Origin of the sequence: Streptomyces viridiviolaceus (assembly GCF_014650995.1) — a bacterium.
GTDB lineage: Bacteria > Actinomycetota > Actinomycetes > Streptomycetales > Streptomycetaceae > Streptomyces > Streptomyces viridiviolaceus.
Genome location: NZ_BMWA01000004.1, coordinates 1 through 16,045 on the forward strand (window position 1 = coordinate 1; position 16,045 = coordinate 16,045).

At 65.3% G+C, this 16,045-nt stretch carries 10 protein-coding genes and 4 pseudogenes; 9 read left to right on the forward strand and 5 right to left on the reverse strand.

Annotation, left to right across the window (positions count from 1 at the left end):
- A pseudogene (locus tag IE260_RS06015) lies at positions 1–159 on the reverse strand (transposase); the annotation flags it as partial.
- A gap of 55 nt (positions 160–214) precedes the next feature.
- Positions 215–679: pseudogene (locus IE260_RS06020) on the reverse strand (hypothetical protein); the annotation flags it as partial.
- Between the two features lie 462 nt (positions 680–1,141).
- On the opposite strand from IE260_RS06020, the gene IE260_RS06025 reads away from it, so the two are divergent.
- From IE260_RS06025 to IE260_RS06045, 6 genes and pseudogenes are all read left to right on the forward strand, one after another.
- Positions 1,142–4,507 (forward strand): esterase/lipase family protein, encoded by a 3,366-nt coding sequence (locus tag IE260_RS06025; RefSeq protein ID WP_189869428.1) that lies wholly within the window; start codon positions 1,142–1,144, stop codon positions 4,505–4,507.
- A gap of 58 nt (positions 4,508–4,565) precedes the next feature.
- A pseudogene (locus IE260_RS41505) lies at positions 4,566–4,816 on the forward strand (low molecular weight phosphatase family protein); the annotation flags it as partial.
- Between the two features lie 1,011 nt (positions 4,817–5,827).
- Positions 5,828–6,031 (forward strand): cold-shock protein, encoded by a 204-nt coding sequence (locus IE260_RS06030; RefSeq protein ID WP_028799214.1) that lies wholly within the window; start codon positions 5,828–5,830, stop codon positions 6,029–6,031.
- Between the two features lie 232 nt (positions 6,032–6,263).
- Positions 6,264–7,757, forward strand: coding sequence for a DEAD/DEAH box helicase (locus tag IE260_RS06035; RefSeq protein ID WP_189869429.1), 1,494 nt, complete (start codon positions 6,264–6,266; stop codon positions 7,755–7,757).
- A gap of 45 nt (positions 7,758–7,802) precedes the next feature.
- Entirely contained in the window at positions 7,803–8,081 is a 279-nt protein-coding gene (locus tag IE260_RS06040; RefSeq protein WP_189869430.1) for a CBS domain-containing protein, read from the forward strand.
- A 692-nt stretch (positions 8,082–8,773) separates the two neighbouring features.
- Positions 8,774–9,124 (forward strand): MerR family transcriptional regulator, encoded by a 351-nt coding sequence (locus tag IE260_RS06045; protein WP_189869431.1) that lies wholly within the window; start codon positions 8,774–8,776, stop codon positions 9,122–9,124.
- Positions 9,125–9,674: 550 nt separating this feature from the next.
- On the opposite strand, the pseudogene IE260_RS06050 reads toward IE260_RS06045, so the two are convergent.
- Positions 9,675–9,806 (reverse strand): annotated as a pseudogene (locus tag IE260_RS06050) (DNA-binding protein); the annotation flags it as partial.
- Positions 9,807–9,851: 45 nt separating this feature from the next.
- Positions 9,852–10,133: a hypothetical protein gene (locus tag IE260_RS06055; protein WP_189869707.1), complete on the reverse strand. Its 282-nt coding sequence runs from the start codon at positions 10,131–10,133 to the stop codon at positions 9,852–9,854.
- Between the two features lie 203 nt (positions 10,134–10,336).
- Between IE260_RS06055 and IE260_RS06060 the strand changes: the two genes are divergently transcribed.
- From IE260_RS06060 to IE260_RS06070, 3 genes are read left to right on the forward strand one after another with little or no spacing between them, the layout of a single operon-like run.
- On the forward strand, positions 10,337–12,535 hold the full coding sequence (locus IE260_RS06060; protein ID WP_189869432.1) for an MMPL family transporter: 2,199 nt from the start codon (positions 10,337–10,339) through the stop codon (positions 12,533–12,535).
- A gap of 5 nt (positions 12,536–12,540) precedes the next feature.
- The gene (locus tag IE260_RS06065) at positions 12,541–13,740 is read left to right on the forward strand and encodes a sensor histidine kinase (protein WP_189869433.1); all 1,200 of its coding nucleotides are present in this window, start codon (positions 12,541–12,543) and stop codon (positions 13,738–13,740) included.
- Positions 13,737–14,375 (forward strand): response regulator, encoded by a 639-nt coding sequence (locus tag IE260_RS06070; protein ID WP_189869434.1) that lies wholly within the window; start codon positions 13,737–13,739, stop codon positions 14,373–14,375. Before IE260_RS06065 ends, IE260_RS06070 begins: the two co-directional genes overlap by 4 nt.
- A gap of 366 nt (positions 14,376–14,741) precedes the next feature.
- Here IE260_RS06070 and IE260_RS06075 read toward each other — a convergent pair whose 3' ends face one another.
- On the reverse strand, positions 14,742–15,941 hold the full coding sequence (locus tag IE260_RS06075) for an epoxide hydrolase family protein (RefSeq protein ID WP_189869435.1): 1,200 nt from the start codon (positions 15,939–15,941) through the stop codon (positions 14,742–14,744).
- Positions 15,942–16,045: the final 104 nt, after the last annotated feature.

Consider the following 16,045-nt stretch of genomic DNA (forward strand, 5'->3'; position numbering starts at 1 on the left):
ATCGCGTCGACCAGGCCGGCGTGGGCATCGGAGATGACGAGCTGGACGCCGGACAGGCCGCGGGCGATCAGCGAGCGCAGGAAGGCCAGCCAGCCGGCGCCCGTCCTCGGCGGTGGCGACGTCCAGGCCGAAAATCTCCCGGTGGCCATCGGCGTTGACGCGGGTCAACCACCGCAACGGCTACCGCCCAGACTGTCGGGTGCGGTCATCGTGCATCTGGATGCACCTCGGAACCATCGAGTTCTCCCCAGTCCAGGTCGAATGCCTGCTGCCTGGGAGGCGGGCCGTGGCGGCGGATCAGGTCTGCTCGGAAGCCTGTGGCCCGGCGGAGGCGTGCAGCCGTGACGGGCACGTCTTTCTTCGCGTAGCGGAGGGGGTAGATCAGGTGGCCATGGACGAGCATCAGCGTGCGTCCCTGCAGGCGCACAGCCTCCCCGAGCCCGGAGATGCCGGCGGCCAGTTCCTCATATTGCACCGCGTAGAGGCCATGTCCGTAAGCTTCGAGCGTCTGAGTGTGGACACCCTCCTGTCCGGTCCGGGCACGATCATGGGCTCGGAGGAGGCAGGCCGGGATGATGTCCGCTAGTTCAGCGGCTATGTCCCCGAAGGTCTCACGTGCCCATTGACTGGCTGAACCCACGATGTACCGCCCTCCCCTGGTGGTCCTGCAGCACAGCACCGAGCAGCATCCACCTAAACCGTGCGGCGTCCAGGCGAGTCACACAAGATGGCAACCAGCGCACAAAGGGAGCGCACGCCACCTGAGCAGGGTTCACCGCACGTACCGCTCACGTGACGAGTCGCATCGAAGGTGCCGGCCTCCAGCCAAGCGCGCCAAGGCTGGGCCTCCGAGGCCGCTCGACAGTGGCCAATGATGGCCAACGACGACCACCAGTCGCACGATCTCACCGCCCCTGACCTGCGGAAACCCGGCTTCTCAAGATCCCTGACAAGACCCAGTGCAAGAGAAAGGTCTTGACTCACCCATTGAGGCTCCGCCGCCCTGTCTGACCTAGACCAAGCATGTAGGCACCCCCACCTCGGGCATACCCCCGCGGTGTCGAGCGTGTTGATCTCATCGCATGGAGCGAAGCCCTCAGGTTCAGTACCGTATGACTCCGACAAGTACGGAGGGGCGCAGATGGCAGCAGACGGCGGAAAGCTTGGCATTGTGTTTGTCCACGGATTCCGTTCCAGCCCATCTATGTGGGAACCGTTCGTAGAACTAATTAAAGCCGATGCAGAGCTTAAGTTCGCCCATCCACTCCTATTTCGCTATGCCACTACGCTGAGGTCTTTGCACCCGCTCCGCCGAATCCCGACTTTTGACAACGTTGCAGACAGTCTTAGGGAATATTTGGACACAGAAGGTCAGGAATACCAAAACTTGATGCTAGTGTCCCACAGCCAGGGTGGTCTGATTGTCCAGCGATTCCTTGCCCGCATGCTGCATGAAGGGCGAGGTGAAGATCTTACCCGCATCCGGCGTATCGTAATGTTCGCTTGCCCAAATAACGGGTCGAATATAGGGCTTTCTCTGCGTCGTCGCTGGATTCCGTTCAATCCCCAAGAACGACAGCTACGACCTCTCGATGAACAGGTCACTGAAACACAACGTATCGTGATCAATCAGGTCGTTAATGCTACACAAACCACAGGGCATTCATGCAAGATCCCCATGCAAGTTTACGCAGGTGAGACTGACAACATCGTCACCCCAGCGTCAGCCCGCAGCGTGTTCGCTAACGCTGCCGTTCTCCCAGGTGATCACTTCTCCATCGTCCGCCCCGACTCCCTTCAACATCGTTCATTTACCGCACTCAAGCGTCAGCTAACGCTGGCGGAAAGTAACAGCCCGCCGGTTGAGACAATTACAACCCTGCAAGCGGAAACACTCGAAGTTCACGTTGCCGTACCTCCTGGCCAAACCACAAAGGCTGGTGCTGGACTAACACCCTATCTCGCCCGGGCTCATGATGACGCCCTGCGCCGGGTGCTTAAGTCGACCATTGACGACGGACCGTCGATCTTCGTCATTCTCACGGGCGACTCTTCGACGGGAAAAACGCGTGCACTTTATGAGGCGCTCCGCGAGATGGCCCCTGACCGTCCGCTTCTGCGCCCAGCAACGCCCGATGACCTCCTTGAGCTGATTGAGAGTGGTCGTCTCGTTTCCGGTAGTGTGCTGTGGCTTAATGAAACACAACGATTCCTTTACGGCGCGTCAGGAGAGCGGGCAGCCACCGAGCTAAGGTCGGCGCTTGAACGCCGAAGTGGCGTAATAGCAGTTGGCACGTTGTGGACCGAGCCATACTGGAATGAGCTAACAGCACTCGGAATTTCAGAGGACCCTTATGGAAAAGCAAGGGCTCTACTTACGAATCCAGCCTTGGCTGTGCGCATTCCAGTGTCGGCCGAGCTTACGGAAGAGGATCGCGGCCGCTGGCAGGACCTTGCGAGAAAATGCGCTGATAATCGACTCAGTCAGGCGTTGAACGCAGGTGCTAATGATGGTCGTGTAATTCAGCATCTGAGTGGCGGACCCGAACTGCTTCGCGCCTTCATGGAGGGTCCAGGGGCCCACTTCACCCATACCGAATATGCGGTACTTTCAGCTGCACTTGACGCCCGTCGGCTTGGGCATCGAACGCCCATCCTGACAGATCTATTGTCGGAAGCGGCTGACGGTGCCCTCGATCCCCGCCATCGCAGTGCAGAACCGGACTGGGCTATAGAGACGCTTCGATCTCTCTCCACTGGAGTTAGACGGGACGGCACACGCACTGATGTCCGAAACACGCTCGCTTCCTTAACGCCCTACCGCACTCGCTCTGGTGCATCGGCGAGTTACGAACCCGCCGACTACCTGGACCAAAACACACGCTCCCGACGAGCCGACCAGCTAGGAAGCTCCTCACTCTGGGAAGCACTAAAACTGCATACCCGTGACCCAGACGATCTTGAAAGATTGGCTGATTCCGCGTGGAAGAGAGGACTATATAAAGATTCATTTCAACTATCGCGAAAAGCAATCCTTGCCGGACATCCAACTGCAGCGGGTGATCTGGTGCAACGCCTTACCCGTACGCTCGATCCGGACTACTCCGGATTGGAATGGATCACCAAGCACACACCGCTTACCGATCCTGCAACTGTCACGCGGCTACTATCTCACTTCCGCGCTTCAGGTGGCCGCAGGGCGCTTGCTACTATTCTTCTCAATCGAGACCCAGCCGTGCACGTCAATTTGCAGGACCCTTTTACAGTTGCTCAGCTCATAAATTCTCTGATAAAGAGTGGTGCGCGTGATGCCGCCTCTCGACTTGCTGCCCGTAAGCCAGCAGATTATGTAACGGCCAGTGACCCACGTGCTGCAAGTCTGCTATTCACTTCGCTACGGAAAGTCGATGAAGATCAAGCTGCGGCGGTAATGGACCAGATAACGACGGTCAGCCCTAATGACGCTGGCGCCATTGCATTCCGCATTAGGCAGCTTCAATCCAGCGGAGCAACTTATGCGATTGCTAGGCTGCTTGATTTGAATCCGGTATCAAAAGTGGGATTGCGTAATCCAGGTGATCTCGCTGAACTCATCAACGCCCTGAGGAAGAGCGGATTAATTGATTCTCTCTCCGTACTATTAGCTCGCGATCCTCTCTCAGAGGTAAACCTCAAAGACACCCGTGGCCTGATTCAATTGATCGCTCAGTTGCGGCAAACGAACGGTGCAGAGGCGATGGCGGCCAGCCTTGCATTGCGTTGGGCCAATCACGTAGATTTGAGAAGTCCTCAAATCGTTGCTTATATATTGAGAGAGTCGCGTAGCGTTGAGGCGCATCAAGCCGTGGCAACCCTCCTAGCGCGCGATCCTGCCGCACACGTGAGAGTCAACAGTGCTTACACACTAGCCAAGCTACTCACCGAGTTGCGAGAACTGGGCGAGCATGATGCTGTTGATCTCTTGGGAAATCGGCTCGTCTGTGATACGTCCTCTCGGAATCCCGCAACGATTGCGTCGATCATCAGAGTTCTTCGGCGTGTCAGAGCGGAGCGGGCGATTGCCACGCTTCTCGCCCGCAACCCGGAAAGTGAAGTAACGCTCGAAAACCCAGGAGACGTCGCGCAGTTGATCAAGCAACTGGACGCGGTGGCAGCAGAGCGGGCGATTGCCACGCTTCTCGCCCGCAACCCGGAAAGTGAAGTAACGCTCGAAAACCCAGGAGACGTCGCGCAGTTGATCAAGCAACTGAAAGCGGTGGCAGCAGAGCGGGCGATTGCCACGCTTCTCGCGAGGAACCCAGAGAAACACGCTTCCGTAACCAACGCTCGCGCCGTTAGGAGACTGCTTAAGCAGCTTCGACAAGTCGGCGCAGTCCGAGCTACGGAAATCTTGACTCGGCGCGCGATGGACTCCGGCGCTGACTTGCCTGAGCGCTACAAATCGTATGGGCGAGAATGCAATGGCCTCGCAGCCGACCCGTGGACCTGGAGCGACGTTTTCGACTGACTGTTACTCCTGGCTTGCCTTCACCACATTGATGGAATGAAGTCCCCCAAACGCGCCCATCCCCGGCGACCGGGTCAACCCGGACGCAGTCGAGGCCATGAAGGAAGTCGGCATCGACGTTGCCGAGGTCAAGCCCAAGATCTTCGCCATCGAAGCTGTCCTAGGCCTCCGACTACGTCATCACCATGGGCTGCGGCGACGCCTGCCCGATCTTCCCGACGGGGCCCTGGAAAACCCGGCCGGCAGGAGCTTGAGGCTGTTCGCCCGATCCGCGACGAGATCAAGGCCGCTGCGGAACGCGAAGGCTGACGCTCACTGCCACCAGCGAGGTGGAGGATGCCGGTTCTCGCCTCGCTGGCCGCTCGTTGCGGTACAACAGCGGAGTACAGTAACCCCGCAATCGACCGCGAATGGCCCTCGTTGAACCCTCGACCAGCAGCCTCAACCGTAATGGCCATCCGGCCAATAATTCGGGGCGAAGAGGTCGCGCCAGAACCGTGCCAGATCGTGTGGAGAACCACGGGGAATGGCGGGGACCAGGTCGCCAGCCAGTCAGGCCCCGTAGCCGGTCTACCGCAGGTCAGCCCGGCAACCATCTGTAGAGAACCCAAGCTTCCCAAGCTGAGAGCGCGAGTTCGATTCTCGTCACCCGCTCCATGTGAAACCCCCAGGTCGTCGACCCGGGGGTTCTTTGTTGTCCAGACCGGTCGGTGAGTGCCGCACCGCAGCCACAGCTCTCCGCCTTCCGTTGCCGGTCCACGTCGGAGTGCCGACAGATCGGCGCCGCCTTCTCGGACGACCGACCGGCGCGCACCGTCGCGCCTTGGAAGGTGGCGCGAGCGGGTCGACAGGGACCGGGGCAAACCGCTCGGCCCCGTCCCGCTCTGGACGTCGGCGGGCCGGCGTGGGCCTGGACACCGTCGAACTGAACATCGCACGAGAGGGATGTGACCTTCATCGCGTATGGGAGTCCAGGCGCGTTAGCCGGCGTGCCATCCGCTGACGGCGGTGGCAGCGGCACATCTTCCGTCGACCGAGGTCACAGGGCTGTGGACGGAAGTGCACGGCAGGAAAGCCGCGCCCGCGAAGAGCAATATCTGCGCCCGTGAAATGAGAAATAGGCGCGGGGCACGGCGAGTATTCCTCGATCGTCGGCCGGAGCGGAATTATCGACCGTGCAGGGCCGATCGCACCGTGCTACTGTCGATCTCAGTTGCAGGTGTGGTTGCCACAATGTTCATTTCCGACGGGGTAATCATCACGGCGACACGGAATTCGTACATGGCGAGTTCCTGGCACCGCCTCCGAAGGAGAAATGAAATGGCTACTGGCACCGTGAAGTGGTTCAACGCGGAAAAGGGCTTCGGCTTCATCGAGCAGGACGGCGGCGGCGCCGACGTCTTCGCCCACTACTCGAACATCGCCACCCAGGGCTTCCGCGAGCTGCTGGAAGGCCAGAAGGTGTCGTTCGACATCGCGCAGGGTCAGAAGGGCCCGACGGCCGAGAACATCGTTCCCGCCTGACACCGGCACTGACGCATACTTCGCAGCTGGGGCCCGCACCTCTGGGGTGCGGGCCCCGGCTCGCTGCATTTCAGGGCGCGCGACGGGAATTGTTCACCGCATCATCGACCGGTGATCTATTCGCCGTCGGTCCGACTCGGCCCACATCGACTTCGGCTCGTCTCGAGATTCTCTGCGCCGCTCACCTGCTGCGGGAATTCCTTGCTACGCGCCCCATCAAGGAAGGTTCCGCATGAAGCGAGCCCACACATCGCACACACATGACCGCTTCGGAGGAGGCGCCGGCGCCAAACGCTCCGGTGGTCCGCGCCGTTCCAAGGGCTACGGGAACCGACAGGCCGGACGGGCCGTACAGGGCGAGTTCGCGCCGCCGAAGACGATCACACCCGCACTGCCCGCCGTCGGCTCGTTCGCCGATCTCGCCATGCCTGCACGGCTGTTGGCCACGCTCGGCCACGAAGGCGTTGCCGTACCCTTCCCGATCCAAGCGGCGACCCTGCCGAACTCCCTGGCCGGGCGTGACGTACTCGGCCGTGGGCGCACCGGCTCGGGCAAGACCCTCGCCTTCGGCCTCGCCGTACTGGCCCGTACCGCTGGGCGGCGTGCCGAGCCACGACAGCCGCTCGCCCTGGTCCTCGTCCCGACCCGTGAGCTCGCCCAGCAAGTCACCGACGCGCTCACCCCGTACGCCCGCTCCGTGAGCCTGCGGCTGGCCACGGTCGTCGGCGGTATGTCCATCGGCAGGCAGGCCAGTGCGCTGCGGGCCGGGGCCGAGGTCGTCGTCGCGACGCCCGGGCGGCTCAAGGACCTCATCGAACGGGGCGACTGCCGGCTGGACGATGTCGGCATCACGGTCCTCGACGAGGCCGACCAGATGGCCGACATGGGCTTCTTGCCCCAGGTCACCGACCTGCTCGACCAGGTGCGTCCCGACGGGCAGCGGATGCTCTTCTCGGCCACCCTCGACCGCAACGTCGACCTGCTGGTCCGCCGCTACCTCACGGACCCGGTAATCCACTCCGTCGACCCGTCGGCGGGCGCGGTCACCACGATGGAGCACCACGTACTCCATGTGCACGACGCGGACAAGCATCGGACGACCACCGAGATCGCGGCGCGAGACGGTCGAGTGATCATGTTCCTCGACACCAAGCACGCGGTGGACCGGCTGACCAAGCACCTGCTGAGCAACGGTGTCCGGGCCGCGGCCCTGCACGGCGGCAAATCCCAGCCGCAGCGCACTCGGACCCTGGCCCAGTTCAAGAGCGGGCATGTGACGGTACTGGTGGCGACCAACGTCGCGGCGCGCGGGATCCACGTCGACAACCTCGACCTGGTCGTCAATGTGGATCCGCCCAGTGACCACAAGGACTACCTGCACCGCGGCGGTCGTACGGCCCGCGCCGGCGAGTCCGGCAGGGTCGTCACCCTGGTGACCCCTGATCAGCGTCGTGGTATGAGCCGACTGATGGCTTCGGCAGGCATCACCCCCCGGGTCGCCCAAGTGCGTTCGGGCGATGCGGAGCTGAGCCGCATCACAGGCGCCCAGGCCCCTTCCGGTGTCCCGGTCGTCGTCACCGCGCCGGCCGTGGAACGTCCCCGAGGCGCGTCTTCTTCCTCCCAGGGACGTCGCAGGCGCCGGGGCCACGCCGGCCAGGGCCGGTCGGTCGGCGAAGCGGCGCGCCGCAGGACACAGCGGCGGACCGACTTCGGCTCGGCTGCCTAGAGCAGCTGTGATCACAAGCCGACCCCTTCCCGGTAGGAGGCACCTATGACTACTCCGGCTCAGACACGGCACCATGCAGTGGATCCCTCCCCCGAGTCCGTGGTCGACGGGGACGCGTCCGGCCCTCGGGTCTGTGACGACATGACGGTCGAGGTGGCTCTGTCCCTCATGGCCGGTGCCCGTGTCGATCACCTCGTCCTCTGCGACGGGGACGACCAGAGCACGGGCCTGATCACCCTGGCCCGGCTCGCCGTTCTCCGCGACAGCCCCACCTACACGGACCGGATCCGTCTACGGGACGTCCTACCGCTTCGGCGCTGCTAGGGGCACTGCCTCCACGGAGGCGTGAGACAGGCGGGAAACCGCCATCAAGGACCCGGTGAGGGCCCTGCCGACACGCGTCGGCAGGGCCCTCACCGTCGTATCGCCGCCCCGACGACTCGTTCCGCCCGTTATCGCGGGCCACAGGAGGCCTGTGCTCTCTGAACGTCAAAATCTATCTTTGTCAGAGTAGACATTGATTCCTGGCATGGTTAATCTTTTTCTCGTCGACACGGTCCAGCGAGACCCGGCAGACACGAACTGGCGGGTAGCAGCACCTGAAGTTCGCAGGTCAGTGCGACTCTGGGGTTCCGAAGCCAAGGTGTTCTCAGAACGGTGACGGGGCTGAGAGTCGCACTGGGCAGCCCGCGGGTCGAGGGGTTGCCAACAGCACCACCGAGCAGTACCGCAGTATCCGTTCAACAAGTGGTCGGTCCAGAGGAAGGACGGAGGAGCAGACGCCATCAGGATCGCCCGGTCCGCGAAACTGTCGGTCCGGGTACCGCAAGATCCCGGAACGGATGGTGGTCCCCGGTCACACAGCCGCGATCCCCGCACCCCTCCCCTTGCCGGGCCGGGTAGCGGAAACAGAAGGTCGGCACAGCATGAGGGCCGACAGATGGTGTTCAATTTCCTTCGGGGCCCTGGTGCCGCTCGGCATCAGGGCCCCTCGACGCGTTGCACAACGAGGTGACATGGCAGCAGATACTCCACTGAACGATCGTCTGGACGACGACGACTACCCCGCATACACCATGGGCCGGGCCGCCGAAATGCTCGGCACCACCCCTGGCTTCCTCCGAGCCATCGGTGAAGCCCGTCTGATCACTCCGCTGCGCTCGGAGGGCGGACATCGCCGGTACTCCCGCTACCAGCTGCGGATCGCCGCTCGCGCCCGCGAGCTCGTCGACAGGGGAACCCCGATCGAGGCTGCCTGCCGCATCGTCATCCTCGAGGACCAGCTCGAGGAAGCTCAGCGCATCAACGCCGAGTACCGCCGTGCCGCGAACGAAGCGTCCGACAGCTCCCGTCCCGGTTCGAGCTGACCACGTGCGCGGGCGGGTCGGCTTACGGACGACTCCCGAATGCGTATGCGTGAAGACGCACACGGTCGGCCCGTCCGTCCCGACGAGTGTGCGGACAGGCACCGTTCTCCGCGGGCCTGGACGTACATTTTCCTGCGCCGTGCCCTTGGCGTGCCCGCAGAGGCGGAGAGCCACGGCCAAGCGGTGCGAGCCGGCCACCAGGCACAGCGCTCCGGGCCACGTATACGCAGTGCAGGGCCTTACGCACGGGCAAAATCGCCATCGTTTCCCAAGCTGAGAGCGCGAGTTCGATTCTCGTCACCCGCTCCATGAAGGAGGCCCAGGTCGGAGACCCGAGCCTCTGCTGTCCGCTGTGATCAGTGGTCTCGTGCCGGATTCGCGCCAGAACGCTGATCGTCCCTTGGTCCTACCGGTGACGACGTGGGGCGCGTCACGAGGACCTCTTCCAGGCGCTCACCCGGACGAGGTGTGAGGACAAGCGGACAACCAGCTCGGTCGACTTCAGGGCAACGTCCGCACAGCGAGCGCCGCCTCTACAAGGCGCCTCGGCTCAGACCTTCTCCGCACTCGCACGCGGATGCTCGGCAGTGAGCAGCCCGATGCCCTCTACATCGGAAGTCAGGATCGTCACCCGGCCGGGATGCTGCAGGTCGGTGGCGCACAGCATGGCGTCGATTGCGTACGACGGCCTTCGCCAGGCCCTCGCTGTCCAGGACCAGGGCACCGCTCACGCGGCCACTCCAGCACTTGAAGCGCCACCGGTCAGCCGGGCACGCTTGGCCGCCACGGCCTCGGGGTCGGCCGGGCCGTGCACCTCCTCGAAGTCCGCGATCAGTTCGTCCAGGTTGTCCCGCTCGATCTGCCGCTGGGCTGCCTTCTCCAGGTACGCCGAGACGCCCCGCTTGCCGACCCGCTCACGGATCGCCTGCAGAGTTCCGGCGGTCAGTGTGACGGAGATACCGCTGGTGGGGCCGTCGCCGGGCAGGAAGTCGACGTCGTCATTGAAAATGGCACAGCGGGCGGCAAGCGGACCATGTCGTCCAGCCCTGCCGCCAGGTCGCGCTGCCGCGCCTCGTCGCAGTGCTGACGGCTCGGCGCGGACTTGCCCAGCCCTCGGGAAGCTCGCGGGGTCCGTGTCCACCGAACGGTGGACGCGAAGTTCAACCCGTCACCTCTGTCTGCCAACCGCCTTGCCCAGCAAGGCTTTCGGGCATGAATCCACTCACTGTGCGCATGGCGCGTTGGAGTGCCAGGCACCCCTGGCGGGCCATCGTCGGCTGGCTCGTGTTCGTGGTGCTGTGCCTCGGGATCGGCAGTGCCGTCGGTACACACAGCGCGACGACGGCCGACTACCGGGTCGGCGAGGCCGGCCGGGCGGAGACGATGGCCGCCGAGGGGCAGCTGGAGCGCAGGTCCACCGAGCAGGTGCTGATCTCCTCCCGGTCGGGTCCGCTCGACCGGAGCGCGGCCGAGACCGCCGCGAGAGACCTGACGGCCCGGATGCGGGGGCTGCCCGACGTGGCGGGTGTGGCCGAACCGGTGGTGTCCGCGGATCGGCGGGTCCTCATGGTCGAGGTGGCCCTGAAGGGCGAGGAGCGGGACGCCAAGGACAAGGTCGGTGCGCTGGTGGAGCAGACCCGGGCCGTGGGGAAGGCGTATCCGGGGCTGCTGCTGGAGGAGACCGGCAGTCCCTCCATCAGCAAGGGAGTCGACCGGCAGCGCAGTGACGACCTGGCGCTCTCGGAGAAGATCACGCTTCCCGTCACCCTGATCACCCTGCTGATCGTGTTCGGGTCCGTGACCATGGCGGGAGTGCCGCTGCTGCTCGCGCTGTCGTCGATCGCGGCGGCCGTCGGGCTGTCGATGGTGGCGTCCCACGTCTCCCCCGACGCCGGCGTCGGTACGAATGTGATCTTGATGATCGGGCTCGCGGTCGGCGTCGACTACACGCTCTTCTACCTCAAGCGGGAGCGGGAGGAGCGGGCCCGCTCGGGCGGCCGGCTGACTTCCGAGGCGTTGGTGGAGCTGGCCGCGGCGACCTCGGGGCGGGCGGTCGTGGTGTCCGGACTCGCGGTCGTGGCCTCCACCGCGACCCTGTACCTGGCCGCCGATGTCATCTTCTCCTCGCTGGCCACCGGCACGATCGTGGTCGTCCTTGTCGCGGTGGCGAGTTCGCTGACGGCGCTGCCCGCGCTCCTCGTCAAGTTCGGACAGAGGCAGGAGCGCGGGGTGCGGCGCCGCGCCGAGCGCGGGAAGCCGGCGCGGCGGGTGCGGGGCGAGGGCGGTGGACGCGTGTGGGCCGCTCTGCTGCGACCCGCGAGCCGGCATCCTCTGGCCACCCTGTGCGTCTCCGTGCTCGCCATGCTCGCGCTCGTCACCCCTCTGGCCGGGCTGAAGATCACGGAGATGAGCCGGGACACACACTCCCGCGACATCCCCGCCATGCGCGTGTACGACCGGCTCAACGAGGCGTTCCCGGAACTCCGGGTCACGCACCAGGTCGTCGTACGGGCCGAGGCCGCGCGCGCCGGCGAGGTCGCCAGGGCCCTTGACGAGCTGGCCCGGCGCGCCGGCGACGACCCGCTGTTCGCCGGCGCCTCGCGCGTCCGGACCTCCGACGACCGGCGGATCAGCACGCTCGAGCTGAAGGTGCCGTACCTGGGCAACTCCGACCAGGCGTACGACTCCCTCGACCACCTGCGGAAGGACTACCTGCCCGCGACCGTGGGCCGGGTCGCCGGGGCGGAGTTCGGCGTGAGCGGGGACGTGGCCCGGTACGCCGACTATCCCGCCCACCAGAACAGCAAACTCCCTTTGGTGCTGGCGGCGTTGCTGCTGGTCACTTTCGCGATGACCACGTACGCGTTCCGCTCGGTGGTGCTGGGTCTGATCGGTGTCGGACTGAACCTGCTGTCCGCGGCGGCGGCACTCGGGCTTCTCGTCCTGGTCTTCCAGGGGTCCTGGGCCGAGGACGTGCTGGACTTCCACTCCACGGGTTCGATCGGATCGCGCGTGCCCCTGTTCCTCTTCGTGATCCTTTTCGGCCTGTCGATGGACTACCAGGTGTTCGTGGTGAGCCGGATCCGTGAGGCCGTGCTCGCAGGAGTACCGACGCGGCAGGCCGTACTCGACGGAATCCGCCGGTCGGCGAGCGTGGTGACGAGCGCGGCGGTGGTGATGACGACCGTCTTCGTGAGCTTCGTCTTCCTGCACATCATCGAGATGAAGCAGATCGGCTTCGTCCTCGCCGCGGCCGTGCTGCTCGACGCGTTCGTCGTCCACATCATGATCCTGCCCTCGGCGATGCTGCTGCTCGGGGATGCGAGCTGGTGGCCCGGGCGGGCAGCGGTGCGCACGGCAGCGGCCTCGGCCGAAACGTCCGACGGGCGGCCGATGGCCGACGTACGTTGATGGTCATGACTGCTCTGACCGCTCCGTCGGCCGACGCCTTCTGGGCCACGTCGCTGCGCCGGTGGAACACGGTGTGCTGGGTGCTGTTCGGTGCGATGGCCGTCGGGCTGGTGACAACGGCTCCGCCCGGCGGGAGCAAGTACAAGGCGCTCGCGCTGCTCGGCTGCGTGGTGCTGTGCTACGCGCTGCTCGACCGCTTCCCTCGGAATCCCGTGGTACGTCCGCAGGTGTACCTGTCGGTGCTCGTCCTCGCGCTCGGCGGGCTGGCGTATCTGGGCAGCAGCTATGCGGCGCTGTTCATGGTCACGCTGCCGCACTACTGGATGTTCGGGCACACTCCCAGGGCCTCGATGGGATTCCTCGGGCTCGCGACCGGCGCCACGGTGGCCGGCAGCCTGGTCCGGCAGGGCTGGTCGGCGGAGTTCTTCGGCGAGACGCTGGTGTCCACGCTGATCGTGGTCGCGGTGGGCGTACTGATCGGCCTGTGGGCACACTCGGTCGTCGCACAGAGCAGCGAACGGGCCCGGCTCATCGAGGAGTTGGAGCGCACGCAGGCGCGTCTTTCCGAGGCGCACCAGCGCCAGGGCGCGGCGGACGAACGGGAACGCATCGCACGGGACATCCATGACACGCTCGCACAGGGCTTCGCGTCGATCATCGTCCTCGCGGAGGCGGCCCGGGCGGGGATGTCCGAGGATCCGGCACGCAGTGTCCAGCAGCTGCGGTCGATCGAATCCACCGCCAGGGAGAACCTCGCCGAGGCCCGTGAGCTGGTCGCCTCGGCCGGGCAGCCGGGTCCGGGCCGTGAGGAGTCCGGTTCGGTGGCGCAGACGCTGCGCCGCACGCTGGACCGCTTCGCGGAGGACACCGAGCTCACCGTGGACGCGGACCTGGCAGACCTCGACTGCGACCAGCAGACCCGGATCGCGCTGCTGCGCTGCACTCAGGAGTCCCTGGCCAACGTGCGCAAGCACGCGCGCGCGTCCACGGTCGGCGTCGTGCTGGTCCGGCGGCCGTACGGGGTGGAGCTGGAGATCACCGACGACGGAGCCGGATTCGTGGTGGAGGAGTCGACGGGTTTTGGACTCGACGGCATGCGCAAACGACTGGCGGAACTGGGCGGGAGGCTCACGGTGACGAGTTCGGTGGGCGACGGGACACGGATCCTCGCGGTGATCCCCATGGCGGACGAGGTGGAGGCATGAGCGAGGGGGCTGTGCGCATCGTCGTGGTGGACGATCACACCGTGATGCGCGCCGGGGTCGTCGCCCTGCTCGCCGACGAGAACAGTATCGAGATCGTCGGTGAGGCGGGGGACGGGCGTGCGGCGCTGGACCTCGTGGAGCGGTACGACCCCGACGTCGCCCTGGTCGATCTGCGGATGCCCGTGCTGGACGGGGTGGCGACGACGACCGAGATCGTCGCCCGGTATCCGCGCACCCGGGTCCTGATCCTGACGACGTACGACACGGACGCGGAGATCGAACGCGGGGTGGAGGCCGGTGCCGTCGGTTACCTGCTCAAGGACACCACGCGAGAACAGCTCGTCGACGCCGTCCACGCGGCGGCACGCGGTGAGACGGTGCTCGCTCCCCGGGTCGCCGCGAAGCTGGTGGCGCGGATGCGCCGACCAGCCCAGGAACCGCTGACCGACCGTGAGACCGAGGTCCTGGGCGCGGTGGCCGACGGACTCACCAACGCCGAGATCGGCAGACGCCTCGTCATCGGCGAAGCCACGGTGAAGACACACCTGCTGCGTCTGTTCGCCAAGCTCGATGTGAACGACCGGACGAGGGCGGTGGTGGTGGCCATGGAGAGGGGGCTCCTGCGACGACCCTAGAGACGTCCCGGACCGGGGGTCCGCCGGCCCACCCGGCACAACTCCGCGAGGCCGACGTTCATCATCGAAGCCGCTTCGCTGATTCAAGGCGGGCGGCATACCGCGAAGGACTCGCTGAGCCACTTCAACTCGCCACGCCTACGCGGAGTTGCAGCAGCATCCGCCCGCACCGGAGGGCGCCAACTGCCCCGGCACGGTCGGCACCGGGATCCTGAGCAGAGCTTGTGCGACCGGACAACCCGGAAGGCTGTTCAGACTGACGGGTGGTCCGGTCCTCTGTTGTGGGCCTTGTCCGTGCGCACGGAACCGGCCTTGGAGTCAGCTCAGAGCGTTGCCCCCTCGTGAAGGCCCGCAGATGGTCAGCAGCTAGCGAAGCGAGCGGAGGCCCGTGCGGAGCTCGCCGACCATGAACTCCGGCTGCTCCCAGGCCGCGAAATGGCCGCCCTTGGGGAGCTGGTTGTAGTGGATGAGATTCGGGTACGCCTGCTCCGTCCAGCTCTTGGGGGCCTGGTACATCTCGTCGGGGAAGACACTCGCAGCGACCGGTAGGGTGACGCCCCTCACGCCGAAGAACGGGTGCCTGTTCTCCGCATAGAGACGGGCGGCAGAGACCGCCGTCTTCGTCAGCCAGAACAACGTGATGTTGTCGAGGACGTCGTCCCGCGTCAGGCCTTCCTCCTGCCCGGCGAAGGCCCGCGAGATCAGATCGAGACTCTTCGCGTCGTGGTCGAGCATGAAGGCCGCCAAGCCGACCGGGGAATCCACCAGCCCGGTCAGCGTCTGCGGGCGCGACCCCATCAGGTAGGCGTAGTAGGCGTGCCGGTACATGAAGTCCAGCTGCTCGACGGCGCGCTTCTCCTCGTCGTTGGCGAGGACGACGTCGGCCGGCAGGGGGTTGCCGGCGATGATGGCCGCCTCGATGTCGGGCGGCACCACCTTCGGCATGTTCGTGTGGATGCCGACCAGCCCTTCGGGCTGCTGCACGCCCATTTCGTCGACGACGATCGCACCCCAGTCGCCACCCTGGGCCGCGTACCTGGTGTAACCGAGGCGCTTCATCAGCTCGGCCCAGGCGCGTGCGATGCGCTCGGGGCTCCAGCCGGTCGAGGTCGGCTTGCCGGAGAAACCGTAGCCAGGCATCGACGGGATCACCACATGGAACGCGTCCGAGGCGTCGCCGCCGTGGGCCGTGGGGTCGGTGAGCGGCTCGATGAGCTTCAGCTGCTCGATGACCGAGCCCGGCCAACCGTGGGTCACGATCAGCGGCAGAGCGTTCTCGTGCTTCGAGCGAACGTGGATGAAGTGGATGTCCAGCCCGTCGATCTCGGTGATGAAGTTGGGCAGGCCCTTCAGCTTCGCCTCGACCTTGCGCCAGTCGTACTCCGTCGCCCAGTAGCGCGCGAGCTCCTGGACCGTTGCGAGCTGCGTGCCCTGCGACTGATCCGCGACAGTCTCCTTCTCCGGGAAACGAGTGGCCTCGATGCGCCGGCGCAGGTCCTCGAGCTCCGACTCGGGGAACTCGAATGTGAACGGCCGTATCTCCGGCACTGCGGAAGTGTCTGGCATGTGGGGGGTCTCCTTGCTGTGCTCACCGGCTTGCGGTGGCCGGCGACGCCGTGCCGCCGGTTCGTCCACCTTCGACCGGCCCGACGTGCATCGCCCCAGGGGAA